The sequence below is a fragment of the Marinobacter sp. LM1 genome, from assembly GCF_042763285.1.
Taxonomy (GTDB): domain Bacteria; phylum Pseudomonadota; class Gammaproteobacteria; order Pseudomonadales; family Oleiphilaceae; genus Marinobacter; species Marinobacter nauticus.
In genome coordinates, this window is the sequence record NZ_CP114373.1 from 614,650 (window position 1) to 631,829 (window position 17,180).

12 protein-coding genes and 3 pseudogenes are annotated in these 17,180 nt (G+C 51.3%); 6 read left to right on the forward strand and 9 right to left on the reverse strand.

The genetic code is table 11. From position 1 onward, the window contains the following. Positions 1 to 135 precede the first annotated feature (135 nt). A pseudogene (locus OZ656_RS02810) lies at positions 136 to 830 on the reverse strand (IS3 family transposase); the annotation flags it as partial. A 418-nt stretch (positions 831 to 1,248) separates the two neighbouring features. Here OZ656_RS02810 and OZ656_RS02815 point away from each other — a divergent pair. The 6 genes and pseudogenes from OZ656_RS02815 to OZ656_RS02840 all read left to right on the forward strand — a co-directional run. Beyond that, positions 1,249 to 1,362: pseudogene (locus OZ656_RS02815) on the forward strand (hypothetical protein); the annotation flags it as partial. An 18-nt stretch (positions 1,363 to 1,380) separates the two neighbouring features. Next, entirely contained in the window at positions 1,381 to 1,989 is a 609-nt protein-coding gene (locus tag OZ656_RS02820; RefSeq protein WP_379945196.1) for an IclR family transcriptional regulator, read from the forward strand. A 79-nt stretch (positions 1,990 to 2,068) separates the two neighbouring features. Next, positions 2,069 to 3,688: a gamma-glutamyltransferase gene (gene ggt / locus OZ656_RS02825; RefSeq protein ID WP_379944932.1), complete on the forward strand. Its 1,620-nt coding sequence runs from the start codon at positions 2,069 to 2,071 to the stop codon at positions 3,686 to 3,688. 99 nt (positions 3,689 to 3,787) lie between these two features. Further along, the gene (locus OZ656_RS02830; protein ID WP_379944933.1) at positions 3,788 to 4,906 is read left to right on the forward strand and encodes a C4-dicarboxylate TRAP transporter substrate-binding protein; all 1,119 of its coding nucleotides are present in this window, start codon (positions 3,788 to 3,790) and stop codon (positions 4,904 to 4,906) included. 39 nt (positions 4,907 to 4,945) lie between these two features. Further along, a complete protein-coding gene (locus tag OZ656_RS02835; protein WP_379944934.1) occupies positions 4,946 to 5,482 on the forward strand; it encodes a TRAP transporter small permease in 537 nt (178 codons plus the stop codon). Positions 5,483 to 5,493: 11 nt separating this feature from the next. Then, complete coding sequence (locus tag OZ656_RS02840; protein WP_379944935.1) at positions 5,494 to 6,801, forward strand: TRAP transporter large permease; 1,308 nt, start codon at positions 5,494 to 5,496, stop codon at positions 6,799 to 6,801. A gap of 193 nt (positions 6,802 to 6,994) precedes the next feature. On the opposite strand, the gene OZ656_RS02845 is transcribed toward OZ656_RS02840, so the two are convergent. The 8 genes and pseudogenes from OZ656_RS02845 to OZ656_RS02880 all read right to left on the reverse strand — a co-directional run bounded on the left by OZ656_RS02845 (position 6,995) and on the right by OZ656_RS02880 (position 17,080). After that, positions 6,995 to 7,489, reverse strand: coding sequence for a zinc-binding dehydrogenase (locus OZ656_RS02845; RefSeq protein ID WP_379944936.1), 495 nt, complete (start codon positions 7,487 to 7,489; stop codon positions 6,995 to 6,997). 6 nt (positions 7,490 to 7,495) lie between these two features. After that, positions 7,496 to 7,807: pseudogene (locus OZ656_RS02850) on the reverse strand (transposase domain-containing protein); the annotation flags it as partial. Between the two features lie 73 nt (positions 7,808 to 7,880). Next, positions 7,881 to 10,895 (reverse strand): Tn3 family transposase, encoded by a 3,015-nt coding sequence (locus OZ656_RS02855; protein ID WP_008169784.1) that lies wholly within the window; start codon positions 10,893 to 10,895, stop codon positions 7,881 to 7,883. Positions 10,896 to 11,118: 223 nt separating this feature from the next. Then, positions 11,119 to 11,973, reverse strand: a complete 855-nt coding sequence (locus OZ656_RS02860) for a hypothetical protein (RefSeq protein WP_278350761.1) — start codon at positions 11,971 to 11,973, stop codon at positions 11,119 to 11,121. A gap of 587 nt (positions 11,974 to 12,560) precedes the next feature. Then, positions 12,561 to 13,691 carry a TniQ family protein gene (locus OZ656_RS02865; protein WP_278350760.1) on the reverse strand — a complete coding sequence of 377 codons (1,131 nt, stop codon included), beginning with the start codon at positions 13,689 to 13,691 and terminating at the stop codon, positions 12,561 to 12,563. After that, positions 13,649 to 14,545 carry a TniB family NTP-binding protein gene (locus OZ656_RS02870; protein ID WP_094625215.1) on the reverse strand — a complete coding sequence of 299 codons (897 nt, stop codon included), beginning with the start codon at positions 14,543 to 14,545 and terminating at the stop codon, positions 13,649 to 13,651. Before OZ656_RS02870 ends, OZ656_RS02865 begins: the two co-directional genes overlap by 43 nt. Further along, a complete protein-coding gene (locus OZ656_RS02875; protein WP_278350759.1) occupies positions 14,542 to 16,476 on the reverse strand; it encodes a Mu transposase C-terminal domain-containing protein in 1,935 nt (644 codons plus the stop codon). Before OZ656_RS02875 ends, OZ656_RS02870 begins: the two co-directional genes overlap by 4 nt. Next, a complete protein-coding gene (locus tag OZ656_RS02880; RefSeq protein WP_278350758.1) occupies positions 16,469 to 17,080 on the reverse strand; it encodes a TnsA endonuclease N-terminal domain-containing protein in 612 nt (203 codons plus the stop codon). Before OZ656_RS02880 ends, OZ656_RS02875 begins: the two co-directional genes overlap by 8 nt. Positions 17,081 to 17,180 lie beyond the last annotated feature (100 nt).

Below are 17,180 nucleotides of genomic sequence, written 5' to 3' on the forward strand. Positions count from 1 at the left end.
ACTGCCGCTCAGGCTCACCACCTTCACAGTAGGTGGGATTGATCCGTTATTTCCTCCTGAATTGTCGGGGCAATATTCCAGATAGACTCGTGGTTCATTTGAGCTTCCATGCTCGCCCTGAACTCCAGGCACACTGTAAGTGATGTCGCCACACCAGACCTGGTCGGGCCGCTCTACTGCAAACTCACGATCCAGGTGGTTCGGGATATCCGGCCGTTCAACGGTGGCCTGCTTGTAAGCGTGAGGACCTGGCTGCTTACAGATCAGCCCCAGCTCGCTCATAAGGCGTCGAACCTTGAAGCGACCGACGACAGCGCCTTCCTCGCTGAGCAAGCCTTTGATTGTCCGGCTGCCGGCGGAACTGCGGCTCTTGGTAAACAGGCGGTTTACCTGAGCCCTCAGGGCCATACGCTCCACATCAACGTGGTTCCGCCGATGGCGGTACTCATAATAGCTGGAGCGGCTGATATCAAACGCATTGCAGACCATTTCAACAGGCATTCGCTCACTCAACTGGTCTATCAGCGCGTACGATTCATGTCGTCCGACATCAAGAGAGCGGTGGTCTTTTTTAGTATGTCTTTCTCCTGTTCAAGGCGTTTGCAGCGGGCTTCCAGCTCCTGAATACGGCGCTGCTCCGGGGTTAAGGCCTTGCCCTTCGGGGTGACACCGCCACGCTCCTCGGTCAGTTGGTTAACCCAGCGCCGGATAGCGCTTTCACCAATTCCCAAGGACACGCTCGCCTGGGGAATCGTGTAACCTTGGTCCAGCACCAAGCTGGCCGCTTCCTGTTTGAACTCAGGAGAAAAAGAACGTCGCTTTCTGGTCATCAGACACCTCGTTTATGGTGGCGATATTACCACCTACGTTGGTGTCCGGAATCAGTGAACCACTACAGCACTGCCCGGAAGGTGGAAGCCATTGATCTGGGTCTTGTTATCCTTTTAGTCAGCCTTTACGCCACCTACCATTCCAAAAAACACCCGCCTTGCACAACTTACCCTTGTATCGATACACAGGAATGCATTGCTCGGAACGTGCACCGTCTGTCACCGCTGACGAAGCTTTTCCTTGCTCCGAACCGCTGAACAGAGGTTGTGAGATATCAAGCAGAGTACACGATGGCTGTGTGCGTAGGTTCAGCCCCGGCCGAATCGCAAAACAATTCGCTTGACGATGATGGGTGTTCTTTGCAAAACTATTATTAGGACATACAGTCCGATAAACGGACACTCACGAGACGACGTTATGCGAACTGACATAAGCCTCTCTGCCGAGAAGGCGTTCGAAGTTTTCAAAGTACTGTGCGAGGCCGGGGAGCCGTGCAATCTGGCAAGTCTTGTTCAAGCGACGGGATATCCACGGACGGTCACTCTTCGAATGGCTGCAACTTTGGAACACTGTGGATTTGTAGAGCGCAATAATAAAAGTGGCCTCTACACCGTAAGCCCGATGGCGCTGCATCAAGTACAGAAAGGTGTTGTCAACAATCCACATTTCACTCGAATCGACTTGATCATGAGGGAGGTCGTTGAGCGGACCGGTGACGCTGCCATACACATGGTTCGGAAGGGTAACCAAGCTTTGGTTATGAGCCGCCGCGAAGGTTCATCCCGCCTTCGCGTGCTTGCGGCCGAAGCTGGCATGGAGGTTCCTCTGCACTGTGGTGGAGCGCCTCTAGCGCTCCTCGCCTTCTCTTCCGACGCGGTCATCGAAGACTATCTTTCCAGGCCCCTCGAAAAGCGAACAAGTTCCACCACAACTAATCCCGAGAAACTCCGTGAGTTAATTGCTGAGTTCAGAGAACAACGCTACACCGTGGGCAATGGTGATCTTTTTCAGTATTTCGTAGCCGTTGGCGTCCCCGTTTACGACTCAGCTGGAGACCTTATCGGGGCGATCAGTGTCGGCGACATAGCACAGAAATATCCGCCTGAAAGAATCCAGGAAGTGGGGCGAATCTTAGTGGAAATTACGTCCCAATACTGAACAAGCTCCCCGATTCAACTAAAACTGGTTTTAAAAAGCTAATGGCTTCAAGCAAATTGATTAAACGGAGAGTCCCTAAATGACTGATAAGAACAACAAGGCGATGGTGGTCGCGCCACAACCTGAAGCAGTTGAAGCTGGCATAGAAGTACTGCGCGCAGGCGGTAATGCAGTCGATGCCGCGATCGCTACTGCGTTTGTCCAAGGTGTTGTTGACCCACTGATGTGCGGAATCACGGGTTTCGGAAGCATGGCGATCTATCGCGCCGATACTGGCGTCCATGAGTACATAGATTTTCATGCGCCTGCGCCGGAAGCTGCGACGCCCGATATGTGGGAAGACCTGATTATAGGTGAAGCACGTGACGGCTATGGCTTCATCCTCAAGGGGAATGTTAACGATGTTGGCTACCAATCGATCTGCGTTCCCGCAGCCTTGAAAGCCTATGCAGTCGCTCATGAGCGCCATGGAAAACTGCCTTGGGCTGACCTCGTTGAACCAGCAATCCGCTGGGCGCGCGAAGGGTGGGCGGTGCGCCCACACGTTCATCAATGGTGGTCGATGCCCAGCGAAATGGGCAGAGTTTCAAACCGAGATCGAATCGCCTACACACCTGCAAGCAAAGCTCTCTATTGCCGTGAAGACGGTTCGCCCAAGCAGGTCGGTGATATGGTTTATAACCCCGATCTCGCCCAGACCTTGAGCCTCATCGCAAGAGACGGCGCTGACACTTTCTATACGGGTGAGATCGCCGAATCAATCGTCGCCGACATGGAAGCACATGGCGGACTCATTACAGCTGCAGACCTCGCAAGCTACGAGCCCCGCATTCTGGATCCGATCACTTCGACGTACAAAGGGTTTACAGTGACCACAAACCACCCCCCGGGTGGCGGACCGATGCTCCTTGAAATGCTGAACATTCTCGAGAACTTCGACTTGGCTGCTCTTGGGCATAACAGTCCAGAGTACATACGGATTGTTGGCGAAGCGATGAGGTACGCCACCATCGACAAGGATCGGTTTATTGGCGACCCAATGTTTGTTGATGTGCCAGTTGAAAAACTGATTTCAAAAGATTATGCCCGAACCCTCTCGGAACGCATTGCGGCAAAAGAGAAAGCAGATGTTCCGCGTTTCTCAGCGGATGGGAAATGTACTGACACCACCCAGGTTTCGATCGTCGACCACGACGGAAATTGCGTATCGATGACCCACTCCATCGGAATGTCATCAGGGGTAGTGACTGACGGCCTCGGTATTCTCTACAACGGCTGCATGGGCGTGTTCGACCCGCGGCCGGGACTTGCCGGCTCGATCGCTCCAGGCAAGGCGCGATTCAGTTCGATCTGTCCATCGATTATCTTCCGCGATGGATCCCCCTATATTGTGGTCGGCGCGCCGGGCGCGACACAAATATCCATGGGTGTTCTACAGACAATTCTGAATGTTCTCGAGTTTGGTAACTCGATGTCTGACGCTGTTTCTCTGCCTCGTTTTTCTGCCACTAGCAATGCAATTGATGTAACGAACCGCATCCCACGCTTTGTGACGGCAGAATTGGAGAAGGAAGGCTATCAGATTATCCGCAGCCCCATGAGTTTTGGCGTGGCGTGGGTTCATGGTATTCGGATGACGAAGAATGGCCCCGAAGGCGGAGCTGACCCAGGAACGGACGGCATGTCGCTAACATGCTGAATCTCTGAACTTCACAGTAAAACAATAAAACTCTTACACCAACGTGGCTTAAATGCTCAACGAGCGACAAGTAGCCGATATCACATAGGGATAGACAAAATGACTAACAACAGAGCCCTGCTTTTTGCATCCGCTATCGCTTTAGCGGCCCCCGTTGCCGCTGAGGAAATAACGGCGTCTGTCTGGTTTCCTGACACCCACCCGCTGAATGCAGACGGTTACATGGCACTCGCTGAGGACGTGAGAGAAATCAGTGGCGGTGACCTGAATTTAAAAGTCTATAGTGGGACTGCGCTACTGCCCCCGGTCGCGCATCTCTCCGGTCTTCAGGATGGAATCGTGCAGATGACATATCATGCAGGAACCTATACTCCTTCTGACTTGCCGGAAGACAATACGGTCGCCTCTCTGGCAATTAGCCTTCCCGACAGCATGGTCACGACGCTCGCGGTAGCCGATTTCTATCTCAATGATTCGGATATGCAAGCGATGTTTAATCGTCTTGGCATCGTATTTCTCGGCTCTTACGCCACACCACAGTACATCTTGATGTGTTCTGCTGAAGTTAAAACTCTCGATGATATTCGCGGTAAAAAAATCCGTATGCCGAGTCCAATGCATGCCTCTTGGACGCAGAGTGTGGGTGCCGTTCCTGTTAACGTGCCTTCCTCCGAAATGTTTTCCGGGCTTGAAAAGGGGCAGTTGGATTGCGCTGTGAATTCAGCGAATGATATGAAGGCCCGATCATTATGGGATGTGGCAAAACATACAACTCTTCTCGAGCTTGGTCCTTACTTTGCCGGTTGGTTGCATGCTATGTCCGATAGCGCATGGCAAGACCTAAGTGACGATCACCGCCGTGTCATGATTCAGGCTATTCCATCACGCGTCGTTGAAACGACTTTTGCCCAGATGAGAGTCGCGGCGGAGGCGTTGGCCGAAGCGCCTAACCATGGAGTGTCTGTTGTCGAGCCAGCCGAAGAGCTTGCCCTAAGTCTCTCTGAATTCGTTAAGAATGAGATGGATGCACTAACAGTCGAGACAGGCAAAAGACTTGGCGTGGAAGACCCTGCAGCCCTAGCCCAGCGTTTCAAGGACACCTATTCAAAATGGGAAGGCCTACTGGCAGATATACCTAAGGATGACCTTGATGCTATCAAAGACATATTCCGGGCAAATGTTTACGACAAACTGGATGTATCAAGCTACGGACTCTGAGTTGTCTTTTAGCGGGCCTGAATCTCGGAGAGAAGCAATATGAAACAGATAGTCGACAGGGCGTTACTGATGCTCGCAAGAGCACTTATGCTCATTGCGGGCGTCAGCTTGACTTTAATGATGACACAGACGGTCGTGGATGTCGTGGCCGACAGTTTTTGGGGAAGTCCCATTCCGGGCAACCTCGAGATCGTCTCCATTTATCATATGGTGCTCGTCGTGTTCTTGCCACTCGCGTTTGTAGAGTGGCAACACGAGAACATCCAGGTTGACCTGCTTTGGCGAGTCATGCCCAGCTGGCTGCAACGCACGTCGCTAATTCTTGGATACCTTGTTAGCGCAGCGTTCTTCGCGATACTTGCTAACCAGACTTGGATCGATGCGATGAGGGCTATGGCAAAAGGGGAGATGATGATGGGGAATGTCTACGTACTCATCTGGCCGGCAAAGTTCGTTCTTCCGATAGGTTTTGCCGGGATATTCCTCGTTTCTCTTAGACACGCGTTCAACGCCGCTGTTGACAAAGACTTCGAGGCAAGACCACCTGAGTCCAACGACGGCCCCAGCCAAGTATAAGGATAATTCCTGTGAGCAATATCGCAATCGGTTTCATTGGCCTCGGCGCTGGTATGATGCTTCTTTTGCTACGAGTTCAGATAGGTGTAGCACTGGGTCTTGTCAGCTTCCTCGGCATTGCCATTCTTCTGAACTTTCGTGCAGCGTGGGGAATTATTACGGCGATTCCCTTTAACTTCGTTGGGGACTGGAACCTCACCGCCATCCCCATGTTTTTGCTAATGGGTTTCATCGCATCAGAATCCGGCCTTTCGACTGGCCTTTTCCGCGCAATGCGGCTGTTACTCAGCTGGCTGCCTGGAGGTCTCGCAGTCTCAAGCGTTGGTGCCAGCGCAGTTCTTGCAGCTGCTTCAGGTTCGTCTGTCGCAACGTCGTCTGCCTTCGCACGAATTGCTACTCCAGAGATGCTGCGCTATCGCTATGACCCGGGACTCGCAACAGGGGTTATCGCTGCGGCTGGAACACTGGGGGCGTTAATACCACCATCAATTCTGATGGTGCTATATGGATATTTGGCGGAAGTCTCTGTCGCAAAACTCTTCGCGGCGGGTGTCCTTCCTGGCATCCTCACAGCCGTCGCATTCAGCGCTATGATCATTGTGCGAGTAATGCTCAAACCTTCCTTGGCTCCGAAAATAGAAGAGCAGATCACCAGAGCGGATATAGTCGAGGCAATTCGTGAGACTTGGCCGCTGCCTGTCATTATTTTGGGCGTTTTACTTGGTATTTTTCTAGGGGCGTTCACGCCAACCGAGGCTGGAGCGATTGGCGCTGCTCTGACTATAATTATCGCGGGGTTGAGACGCAGACTGAACTGGCAGGTACTTTCAAAGGGTATTCGCCAAGCACTTATTAGTACGGCCAGCATTTTTATGGTTGTGATCGGGACCGCATTATTGGCCAGGTTTATGGCGCTATCAGGAGTGCCTTCCTTCTTGGCTGATGTCTTCGTCCAATTTGGTTCCTCGCCGCTGATGGTAGTCCTTGCAATTTCTTTGCTGTTCTTATTGTTAGGTTGCTTTCTGGACAGTATTGGAATATTACTTTTAACCATGCCAATAATTCTGCCAATGGCGCACGAGGCTAACCTTGACCTTATTTGGTTTGGCATTATCCTGGTTAAACTTCTTGAGATAGGTTTGTTGACACCTCCGGTCGGGCTTAATGTTTACATCATTAAGGGCGCTTTGGGAGACAGAGTGAATCTTACTACTATTTTTAAAGGAGTGGCTTGGTTCGTAGTAGTGGATCTCTTTGTGCTCGCTTTTTTAGTTCTAGTTCCAGAATTCACCTTGTGGCTACCAAACCTAGTCGGGTAGCACGGCTTGGCGGGGCGATTGTGTTTTTCACGTCTCCCCGCCGGCATCGGTGTCAGCAAAAGCTGGCAGGTCAGCTGCTTAAACGCAGCTATTAGGACAATATGTCCGTAAATCAACTATTTGTAGGTATTGTTATGCTCTGCTGAGACCCAGAGGAAGGGGGCTTGATCATTGCTCTGCCCCCATGCTCGTGTCAGCTTAGTTGGTCGTCGAAAACGATCACTCCACGACCAACCTCTCCAGTGAGCATTGCGTCGCAAGCTTCATTGATTTGGTCAAGCGAGTACTTTTTCGAAACAAGCTGATCTATGGGTAATTTTCCCTTTAGAAATAAATCGCCATATAAGTTGAAATCACGATCTGTTTGAGCGGAACCGAAAATCGATCCCGTAATAACCTTCTTATCTCGGATAACAGATGCACTCGGAAGCGCCATCGTTTCATTATTGCCAGGCAGGCCGACTAATATCAGCATCCCACCAGGTCGCACTAGCTCAACGCAAGCTTCTTGCAGTTTTGTGCTGCCAACAGCTTCGAACACATAATCTGCTCCATGGCCTTCTGTTATTGCTAGAATCTCGGCGTTAACATTTGCTCCTGCTTTGACGAAATCCGTTGCCCCAAACGATTTGGCCAACTCAGCCTTGCTCTCTACAGTATCAATGTAAGCGCCGTTAAACCGACCCACTTGCTCTCAGTCGATCTGCGATACTTTTTTTGAAGCCTGCTCCAAGTCCACATTCCACGGCAGCAGCGCTTCTAGCTTTTCCAGTGTATCTGCCTCGGCAATGCGATCCAGCACATGCTGGATATACTTCGAGGGCTCCAGGCTGTTTGCCTTAGCGGTTTCAACCAGGGAATAGCTCGTTGCACTGGCGCGAGCGCCCCGTGAGGTGTCCGCGAACAGCCAGGCTTTTCTTCCCAGAGCGAACGGGCGGATGGCGTTTTCAGCCAGTACGTTGCTGATCTGCAGATCGCCTCGTTCGCAGTAGCCGACCAGAGTGGGGTTCTAGGGATTTTCCGTCCAAAAACGACAAAGTGCTCTGGAGGCCTCTCTGGCCGTGGCCTCCAGAGGGGTATTACTTTTCCCTGACAGGTAAATATCCCTCGATTGAGCGCATAAGCTCCTCCAGTTCTGGCAATTTTTCGCTCAATTCGAAATGGTAAGTCCCCTTGAGGTTAATGTTGTGCCAAGCCACAGGGGAGGCCTGTTTGACGATTCCTATTCTATGGGCGTCTCCATGGTATTCGAAGCTGGTCAGCAGCTGACTGAGTATCCTGGAGTTGAAATAGATGATGGCATTGGTGACTAGACGAGCGCACTCATTCCATAGCTGGATTTCTTCGTCTGAACTGCCCCGGAACTGATCCCCATTTACGCTGCTCACTGCCCTACGCAGTTGGTGATAGGCCTCTCCACGATTCAGCGCGCGCTGAACATAGTTTCTTAAACTGGCATCATCGATGTAGCACAGTAGATAATTCGCTTTCACCAGGCGGTTGTATTCAGTCAGGGCTTCCAGCAACGGGTGATTGTGCTTGTATCCCGAGAGCTTTCTCACCAAGGTGGCTTGTGTTGTTTTCCGTTGTTTAAGCGATACTGCGATCCGTTGGATGGTATCCCAGTGCTGCGCAATTCGATGCGTGTTAATGGGCTTTTTCAAGCGTAGCTGTATTCTATGGTCTTTGTCTTCCTTGACATCAAACATGTCATTGATCACTTTACCGACCTGGGCATAGCGCGGGGCAAACTGGTATCCGAACAGATCGAGCAACGCGAAATTCACATGGTTCACACCATGGGTGTCGGTTGAGAGCACATCCGGAATAATGTCTGACGTATTGCTCATCAACAAATCAAAGATGTAGTGAGATTCATGCTCGTTGGCACCAATTACCCTGGCATTAATGGCCGTATGATTGGCGATTAGGCTCATAGCAGAAACGCCTTTTTGTGTACCGAAGTATTTCGACGAGTAACGGGTTTTGAACGTCTCGCGCCGGGCTCCGAACTTTTGGCCGTCGGCACTTGCGTGTAAAACATCCTCCTGGATGTTGTAGTGCCTGAAGATGGGCAGCTTGGCGGTCGCGTTATTGATGTTGTCGTTGGCATCATTCAAGGTTTCCAAACGTAGGTAGTTTGCCTGGATGGTGCTGAGCTGATCATAGGTACGATCAGAGATCTGTGCCATACCGTAAATGCCTTGATTGGTTGCATTGCCGACCAGAATTGCCAACAGATCATATTCATGGGAACGGCTTCTGGATTGGGAACCCAGCACATGCGCGAAGCAGTCTATGAAGCCGGTGTCACGATCCACCATGCGCAGTACATCCGCGACACCCGTTGTAGGGATTTGCTGGAAGAAGGGATTGTTGACCAGATGATGTTTGCTGGCCGAAGGTAAGCGCCAGAAGTGTTTACCCTGCGGATTGCGCAAGATGATATTCCGGTTGTCTTCCTGTTCAAGATATTCACCGACCTCGAATAAACGGGTATCCAATTCAGTGGCCATCTGCTTTATCAGTTTCTCAGGCTCTTTGGCCAAATCGGTTAGCTGGCTCTGTTGCAGCAGCGTATATTTATGTTTTCGCCAATGCTCCCCGTCGATCAGATCAGCATCAAGCGCCCGGTATTTAATGACTTCAGGCAGTGTTAGTTGGCCATTCAGGCGATCAGGAATCTGCTGATAGAGGAACCACTCATAACGATCTAACAGGATGTTACCGTCACGATCCAGCAGGTATTCGTGTACTTTTTTCGGTAGAAACCGGGTATCGGCGGTTTGCAATTGGGCCAGGGTGTCGATTTCGCCTTGTGCTTTCGCCAAGGCAGTCGCTAAGTGCTGAGTGCCATCGCTGCCTTCAAAGCGCAGACATCGAAATAACTCTCGCAGTAAACCTTTACGCAGGCTTTCTTTCTCGTCGTAGTATTGCCACATGGCTTCATCGACTGATCGCCGCTGCTCGTTCAAGAAGAGACATACCGATTCCAGATCCTTTTTGGCCAGGAGGTTCAGTGCTTTTTGTCTTACTGTTGCAAACGGTAGTTGCAGATCAATTTCGTCATCAATGAATAGATGGAGCACTTCGGCCGCCTTGCTGACATTTTTGGCCGCTTTTTGCCAATCCTGATACACCGCTTCTTTTGCGTACTCCTTTGCCTTCTGTTTGGTCTGCCTGACATGATGCACAAAACCATCGGCAATACGTTCGAGTGCTTGTTGCCATCGCGTTTGCAAATAGCACAACAAATACAGCCGTTGGTTGCTTATGGTTTGCCGTTTCAGTTTGGCGCCGTAGTAGTCGACTTTCTCCGCCAGGTGTTGTTGATTTTTCTGCGACAGTGAAAGCAGGCTCAAGAGCAGGTCCACTTCTGACATCCAATGCTGGATGTTGCGATAGACAACCAGCTCTTTCTCAAGTTCGGTTCCAGTGAAGTTACGAGCCGATTGTCGCAACTGCCGGAACGGTAGTGCACCTTCGCCGTTTACGAGATCCGCCAGTGCATGCTTAAGATCTTGTGACATTGCACGCTCAAGGCGGTTGGCCATGTCTTCCTGTTCATCTCCCACCACTTGACTGATGATCTTTTGCAGCGTGCTGTAGGCAGGGATCGCTATCTTCTGTCTCGAACAATACTCAATGGCCGCATCGAAGAGGTGTCTTGGAGCCGTCCAGGCTCTGGCTTGCTGGGATAAGTAGGCGCTCAACGCAGCTCCGTGGTCTTTGGCATTCCAGCGCTGGTAGTTGCAGAGTTGGAAAATACGTTGGTAAATCCGTTCGTTCTCTTTTGGCGTGAGATTAAAGGGTCTACAGCCCGGCCCTGGTAGAATGGTTTGATAAACGTATTTGAGATCCTGCTTGATCTGGTGGAAACCGGGATGAAGCACCGCCGGCTTGGCCTTGAAATAGCCCAGCAGTACAACCAGCATGTAGCGCTGACCCCGGTGACGTAGGCTTGTAGCGATAGCCAGTTCCTTATCGTTCAGCGAGAAAAAGAAGCGTTGGTCTGCTGAGGTGAAAGCGGGAGGTCCATAAAACTGTTCTTGTTCCGCCTCGGACAAGATTTGAACACGTTCATCGAATGCCATGGATTTAGCCTAAAAAGGCCAAATCTTACCCAATCAGAGCCAAAATAGGGATATGGAAAAAGTAATACCCCTCTAGAGGCCATAGATGGCGGGGCTTCCAGAGCACTTTGTCGTTTTTGGACGGAAAATCCCTAGAACCCCAGAGTACACCGGCTCCATAGAGTCTCCTAATATTAGTTCCATGCCAGAGTTATACCCCGAAGTTTGTTCAAGGGGTCACTCGTCATTCTTTGCGCGTTTCCTTGATTGTGATTGGATATGCTGGAAGCCAATACGCTTTGTCTCCTATATTAACCGTTATGCCCTGACGTGAATGAGTTTCAGTAGATGCTGCCGCCATCCTTCGTGCACTCTGGGCGGGAACGTTGTGGAAATACATCAGTCCTAAGCGGACCCAATCTGAGAGCGTTGATTTGCCTGAAGGGAGTTCTGTCATGATGACCAGTAGCTTTTCCTCGATGTTTCTGCGTTGCTTTTGCAAAGATGCTTTAGGCGGCATATTCATGCCATAGCCACGCTTTTTGTGGAGATAGTGGATGAACCCAGCTATAGCCGCTCGTTGCCCCGGTTTGGCCTCTAGATAACGATTAAGGTGCCTTTGGCCCAGGATTGAATGTCCGGCAGCTTTGAGCAGAGCGATCGCGGGTGTTAACGCAAGCCTGACAGAACGGAGGCTGGTTCTGCCTGCGGCATGACGTTGCTCTAGAACACGAAGGTAGTCCTCTGCGAGCTGACGATAAGAGGAGTTTGCGGGTAGTTGGTCCATCAAGTTTTGAATTTGCCGACTCTCGGCTGCATGCCTAAACGCTTCAGTACTGACAGTCAACGAATGAACTTCGCCAAGCCACTGAGTGAAAAGTCGGTGGCGTCTCATGTATTCAGGACCAAAAGAGCGCACCAGACTGTCTGCCTCCGGGACGCACCTCCATTGACGCTCAATTTCCTGCAAGAAGCAGGCATAGCGATTTAATCGGAGTGCAGCATATTTGTAGCCTGATCTGAGGCTCATCCACGTCCCGAAGCTCCCAAAATCTTGTGTCACCTGCTTGGTCTGGAAAAGCGCAGAATTGATCTCCATCCTTTTCCGAAAGGCATCGTGCCAATAGCAATCTTCACAACGACTGCCATATCCTGCAGGCATCGTTTTTTTGCAGCTAGGGCACTCAAGATAGCCGTGCGTGAGGCATTTTCTGCAAAGTTGCTGCTCGGCCGGCCCCTCAAAAAGCTGACGATTGCGTCGACAAGCGGCACAGGTGCCGCGAAAGGTACCGGCGCAAGCAGGACAAATACGTTTTCCTCCGTGTACTCCGGTAATCCGACTCAATCGCCTGGAAAGAGTGCCGCAGGCTTCACAGGGCTCTTGGACACGAAAGTAAACTGAACACGCATTACAGACTGGCCCGTACTGTGAAATCCGACCAGTTCGATAACGAGTTTTGCCGCACCGAATACATGGCTTGTTTCTCTCGCAGGGCTGGCAAATAGCTTCTGGGTGAGTGCGAGGCAAGCGTGCGGGATTTTGACATTTTGGACAGTCAGATCTGACGAAAACCCGGGCGTAGCAAGTGCCGCAGTAGCGATGACCATGATAGATCCGATGAATTGTGACGGGACGCTTCCCGCATTCGTCACACTCGGTTTGGCGCGGTCGTTTTTTGGGAGCAGTCATCGTTGCCTCATTTCCAGCTTACGCTGGAGTCGGGCCATCATCCGCTCCACCTCTCTGCGAGGTCGAGGTCCAGGCTTGCGCGTAGTCGCCGTTTTCCTCGGCTTACGCTTCGCATCCGGCAGTTGGTGAAGAAGATCCTGAATAGCGGGCGGCACGGAATCTATGTCTTCTGTAAGACCTTGCTTCGATATGCCGGATTCGATCAGTTTTGACTTGAAGTCCTCCTGACTGACGGTGATGAAGCTCCAAACGGTTCTCAGGAGCGCTTGCCGGGAAGCTATGGGGAGCCACTCTGTATTGGTGCCGGAATGGAGAGGGAAGCCATCCGGTACATCAATGTCGAGGAGCTGAAACAGGTGTGACTGGGTATCAGTGTTCGTACAGGCAGACCGACGAATCAGCGACACGAAAAAGTTCAACAGTTGAAACCAGTCGAAGACAGTTCCTTCTGCAATTGGTTGCCTAAAGAATCCTGTCACAAGTGCCTGGTCAGTAGCTTGTTGGAGTGCAGCTGCGTAGGGATCAATTCCTTCCGTTAACGCATCAGCAAGAAGTTCACCGCAAGTTGGGCATGTAGTTGCATTAGGTGCGAGCTCTGTCAGACGATGGGGTTCGATTGGAGACTGGCAGTTCCAGCATCGATCTAGCAGCGTGCATTGATGTCGTTGGCATCCAGTGTGCCAGGCAAAACGCCAGTTGAGTCGAAAATACGGTGAGGCGTCCTCGGCCAGGCAAAGAGGGCAATACTGTAAGCCACTTCGACGTTTGACGTTACGAGCGCCAATGGTCAACGCCCAGGGCCAAGTGGCTTTGTTAGTTAAGGGGTTCTGCTGAATTTTGCTAATTGTCGGATGGAGTGTAGCGGCCCGGATCGCGTCCGGATCAATACCAGAACGCATCGAAAGAATCCTGAGCCGATCAAAGGACAGGGAACGGTCCGTGTCTATCGTCCACATTCTCCACCCGGGCCAGATCGTCGCAGCGAGGGTCATTGGACTGCACCCCTGCCTAAGAGCCGTGCGAACCAGCCAGGACGATAAAATCTCGTCCGGTAAAATCGGAGTTGGTACGGGCCATTGTGCCTTTAGAGCATGACTTCCCGAATGCCACGTGTAGGCTGCAGCCATTTATTCTTCCTGATGATCTCTTCTGTGATCTGCTCCTGCCCACTCCGTATGGCGTCTTCGGCACACTGATTGACGAGCCGGCGCAGGTTACCAAGATTGCCTTCAGAAATTGAATATAGGAGCTTTGCGAGCTCTCGCTGGTGAAGCTTGGAGGGATTTCTGAGAGGCAAAACGGCCTCAAAGTCTACGAGCAAGCTTTGGAACTGTTTATTGAGCTCCCAGCGTGGAAGCTCTACAACATCGAATCGGCTGGCATGCTGAGGGTCGGTATGGAGAACTCTCACCGCGTCTCGTGTCCCGATGCCTACGATAGGTATAGCCAACTCATTGCAGAGCATCTTGATCGCATTCATCACCTCTCGTTGCTTTATAGCGGAACCGGTCAGTAGTGAATGGAATTCATCAATGGCCAGTATTCTTACCCGGCATTCCCTGAGAAGGTGAATGACTTGATACAGAAGTTTTGTCGTGGGGTCAGTCGGACGGTAAGGGGCATGGAATCGTTCCAGTATCGAACAGTAGAGTCGTTTTTCATCGGCGTTAGATGATGCTTCTGCAACAATGACCGGTTTGATCGGATCTGCTTCGTCATTGATGTAGGGAGTGCCACACAGTTCGTAAAAACGCCGAATCAGTGTTGTTTTTCCCTGATTCGAGTCGCCCACGATTAACAGGTTTGGCATTCGCGGTTGTTTTGGCTTCCTCATCAGTCCTTGAAGGGTGTCCAGGATCTGTTGTGCTGCCTGATAACCTATCCACCGAGGTTGGTCGAGGAACTCAAGTCGTTCCTCCATGCTCAGGCAGGCTATATGCCTGAATTCGGGGTGGATATGATCATAGAGTTGTTCGCTCATGAAATATCTCCAAAGCCACGAATTTCAGCTGAGTCGTCAAGAAGATCATCATCCCAGGATTCGTTAACAGCCGATTTGGGTGCTTCGGAATGGATCGGTTCAGCGGGACTGATTTTTCGTTCATGCTCTTTGCGGCGCTGCGCCTGCCGGCGAGCTTTTTTGGTTCTGTGCTTGGCGTCGTCTACCTGATTCCGAAGATCTGTAATCGCTTCCAGTACCAGGTGTTCGTTGTACGATGTTTTTCCCTCAGCTTTTAATTTTTCTTTTGCTTGTCGCAGTTCCCACACGCTCATTGGCGGTAAAGACAGGTTCGCGAAGGGTATTTTGAAATACTGCTTTAGATCGGGATCAAAAAACCAGAGGTAACTGATGTCGCGAGGATCCCTGCGAAAAACCAGCTGACGTTTTTTCTTTGAGTTGTCTGGGTCCTTGGCGTTTATCCACGGCCGCAACGCTTCGTCGTAGTAATGCATCCCCTCAACGGTTACCCCGAAGCTTTGCACAGTCCGCCGGAATGCGGGTAGAAAGTTTAGCAATAGTGTCGTCTTGTCTCCTGGCTGGGGTGGGATACCTATACCTGGAGTGAATTTGTCCCCGAAGATGCCAATTTCCCATTGTTTTATTGGTGGGATGCCCAATCCGCTGTGGCGGTCATTATGGTAGTAGCGGGTGATCAGAGTTACCAACCACTTCTCGAACTCCGATCGTGTCATGGTTGCATGCTTTTCTGAGTCGTATTCATCTCTTTCCGGAACCGATGAAAACGTAGTGCCTGGCAGTTCATGTACCTTTTTCATGAAGTTGCCAAGAAGCCGCTCAATGTGACCACCATATCGTGGCGCTCTTACCGGGCGATATTCCAGGTTGATGCCATACATCTGGCAAGATTTCCGGAACGTCTCAGAGCGAAAATCGGCTCCGTTATCGACATGAACCGTTGATGGGATCCCGTAAACAGGCCAATCCGCTTTAACTCCATGCAGGGTTAACCAATCGTCTTTAGGCAAAATTGAGTGCGCCATGCACATCGCTACAGACGTTGTGGAGGGAGGATCATATGAAAGGTAATACCCGGTGACCATGCGACTAAACACATCAATTGCGACCGTAATCCAGGGGCGGCCGGCCGGCAGCCGTAGGTCGTCGTCTACCAAGATGATGTCTACGGGAGTATGGTCAATCTGAACATAAGCCAAGGGGTAGTCCGCATTTGGGAAGCGACCCGGAGTCGCCTGAAATTGGTTGCGGGCTTTTTCACGGTACCCTCTCTTTCGCATTCTGATCCGCTCCGGGATTTTCGCGAGTCTGGAACGGACCGCAGTAGCACTAGGAGCCTTCAGACCCCGCTCATGGCATCGACGTTTGACCTCTAATACGACGGTCTGATCAGTCGGGCGCTGGGGTGTCAGGTATACCTCGTCGACGACTTCTTGAATAACCCTCTCGGCCAAGCCAGAAATTCGTCCCTTGCCGGCTTTCCAGCCTCGCTGTTGGGGAATCAGCGCAGACACCACTCCCATACTTTTGAAGCGATTGAGCCAGCGATATAAAGTCGCGGTGCCAACGCCAACCTCTTGTGCGCGCTCCGCGACAACCGCTCGCCCCGGGCTAAGTTCGTTCACCAGTGGCTTGATCGCCGAATACCGTTTTTCAGCCTCTGCCCAATCGGAGTCTGCGATCTCCTCCAAATCCTGATAGGTGTGATCGCTTTCCTCGCCGGCGTTGTTGGCTGGGCGAAGCTCTTTAATGCGCAGCTGTGAGGATCGTCCTGTCGCCACATTAATCCCAATGGCAGAGTCATAATCCAGCACTTGAGTGATTTTATATACGTCATCACCATGTTGAAGGTAGTTGCCGACGTTCACGCTGATTCGCTGCCGAATCGGTTCAAGGGCTTCATTAGAGGGCTCGTAATTATGCTCTTCACTCATCAGCAGTCACCCATACAGTTGTTGTGTCGTTAAGCAGTCGGCTCATATCGCACTCAAGTTTGTGGGTCGAAAGTAAGTGCCAGATATGGGCCAACCCTTGGGGGCGGTAAATTCCGGGATAATGTCTGCTCAGGAGATAATGGACAGGGGCGCTACCCATTTCGCTAAGGTTTTGGATCAGGTCGCCAGTTTCGGTTTCCGGGAAAGACATGCGACTGAAGCGCTCTAGAAACTTGATATTTCGCAGAGCCTGATCCCGAATTCGGGACTCATCATGAATCTTAAATAGCCACCCTTGCTCTCGTGCATATCGGTAAGCAGCTTTCCATTTCGGCAGCCAGTCTCGCCACCGGGCCTGCCACTCGCTCTCCGGCTTTACCTCCACCAGCATTGGGAGTGGATAATCGAGATAGTCACGTGATCCGAGGCGATAATAGACAAGGAAATCGGGAGTGTAGTGGAAGTTGCGACCATCCCTCGTCTGGAATGGAATGCGGATTGGCTGGGAAACCACATTAAGCACGCTTCGAGAAAAGGCCTTTCTTATCAGGAAGTCGCGCTCCAGAGTTGATTCGAACTGGATGGGAGTTTCGCCTCGGAACATATAAGTGCCTGAGACGCTTCGACGTGTAGTCCCGATTTTCCTTACAGATTCCCTGACCTGAAGACTGTCTCGGCTATTTCCGTTCATCTCGGCCTCGTCT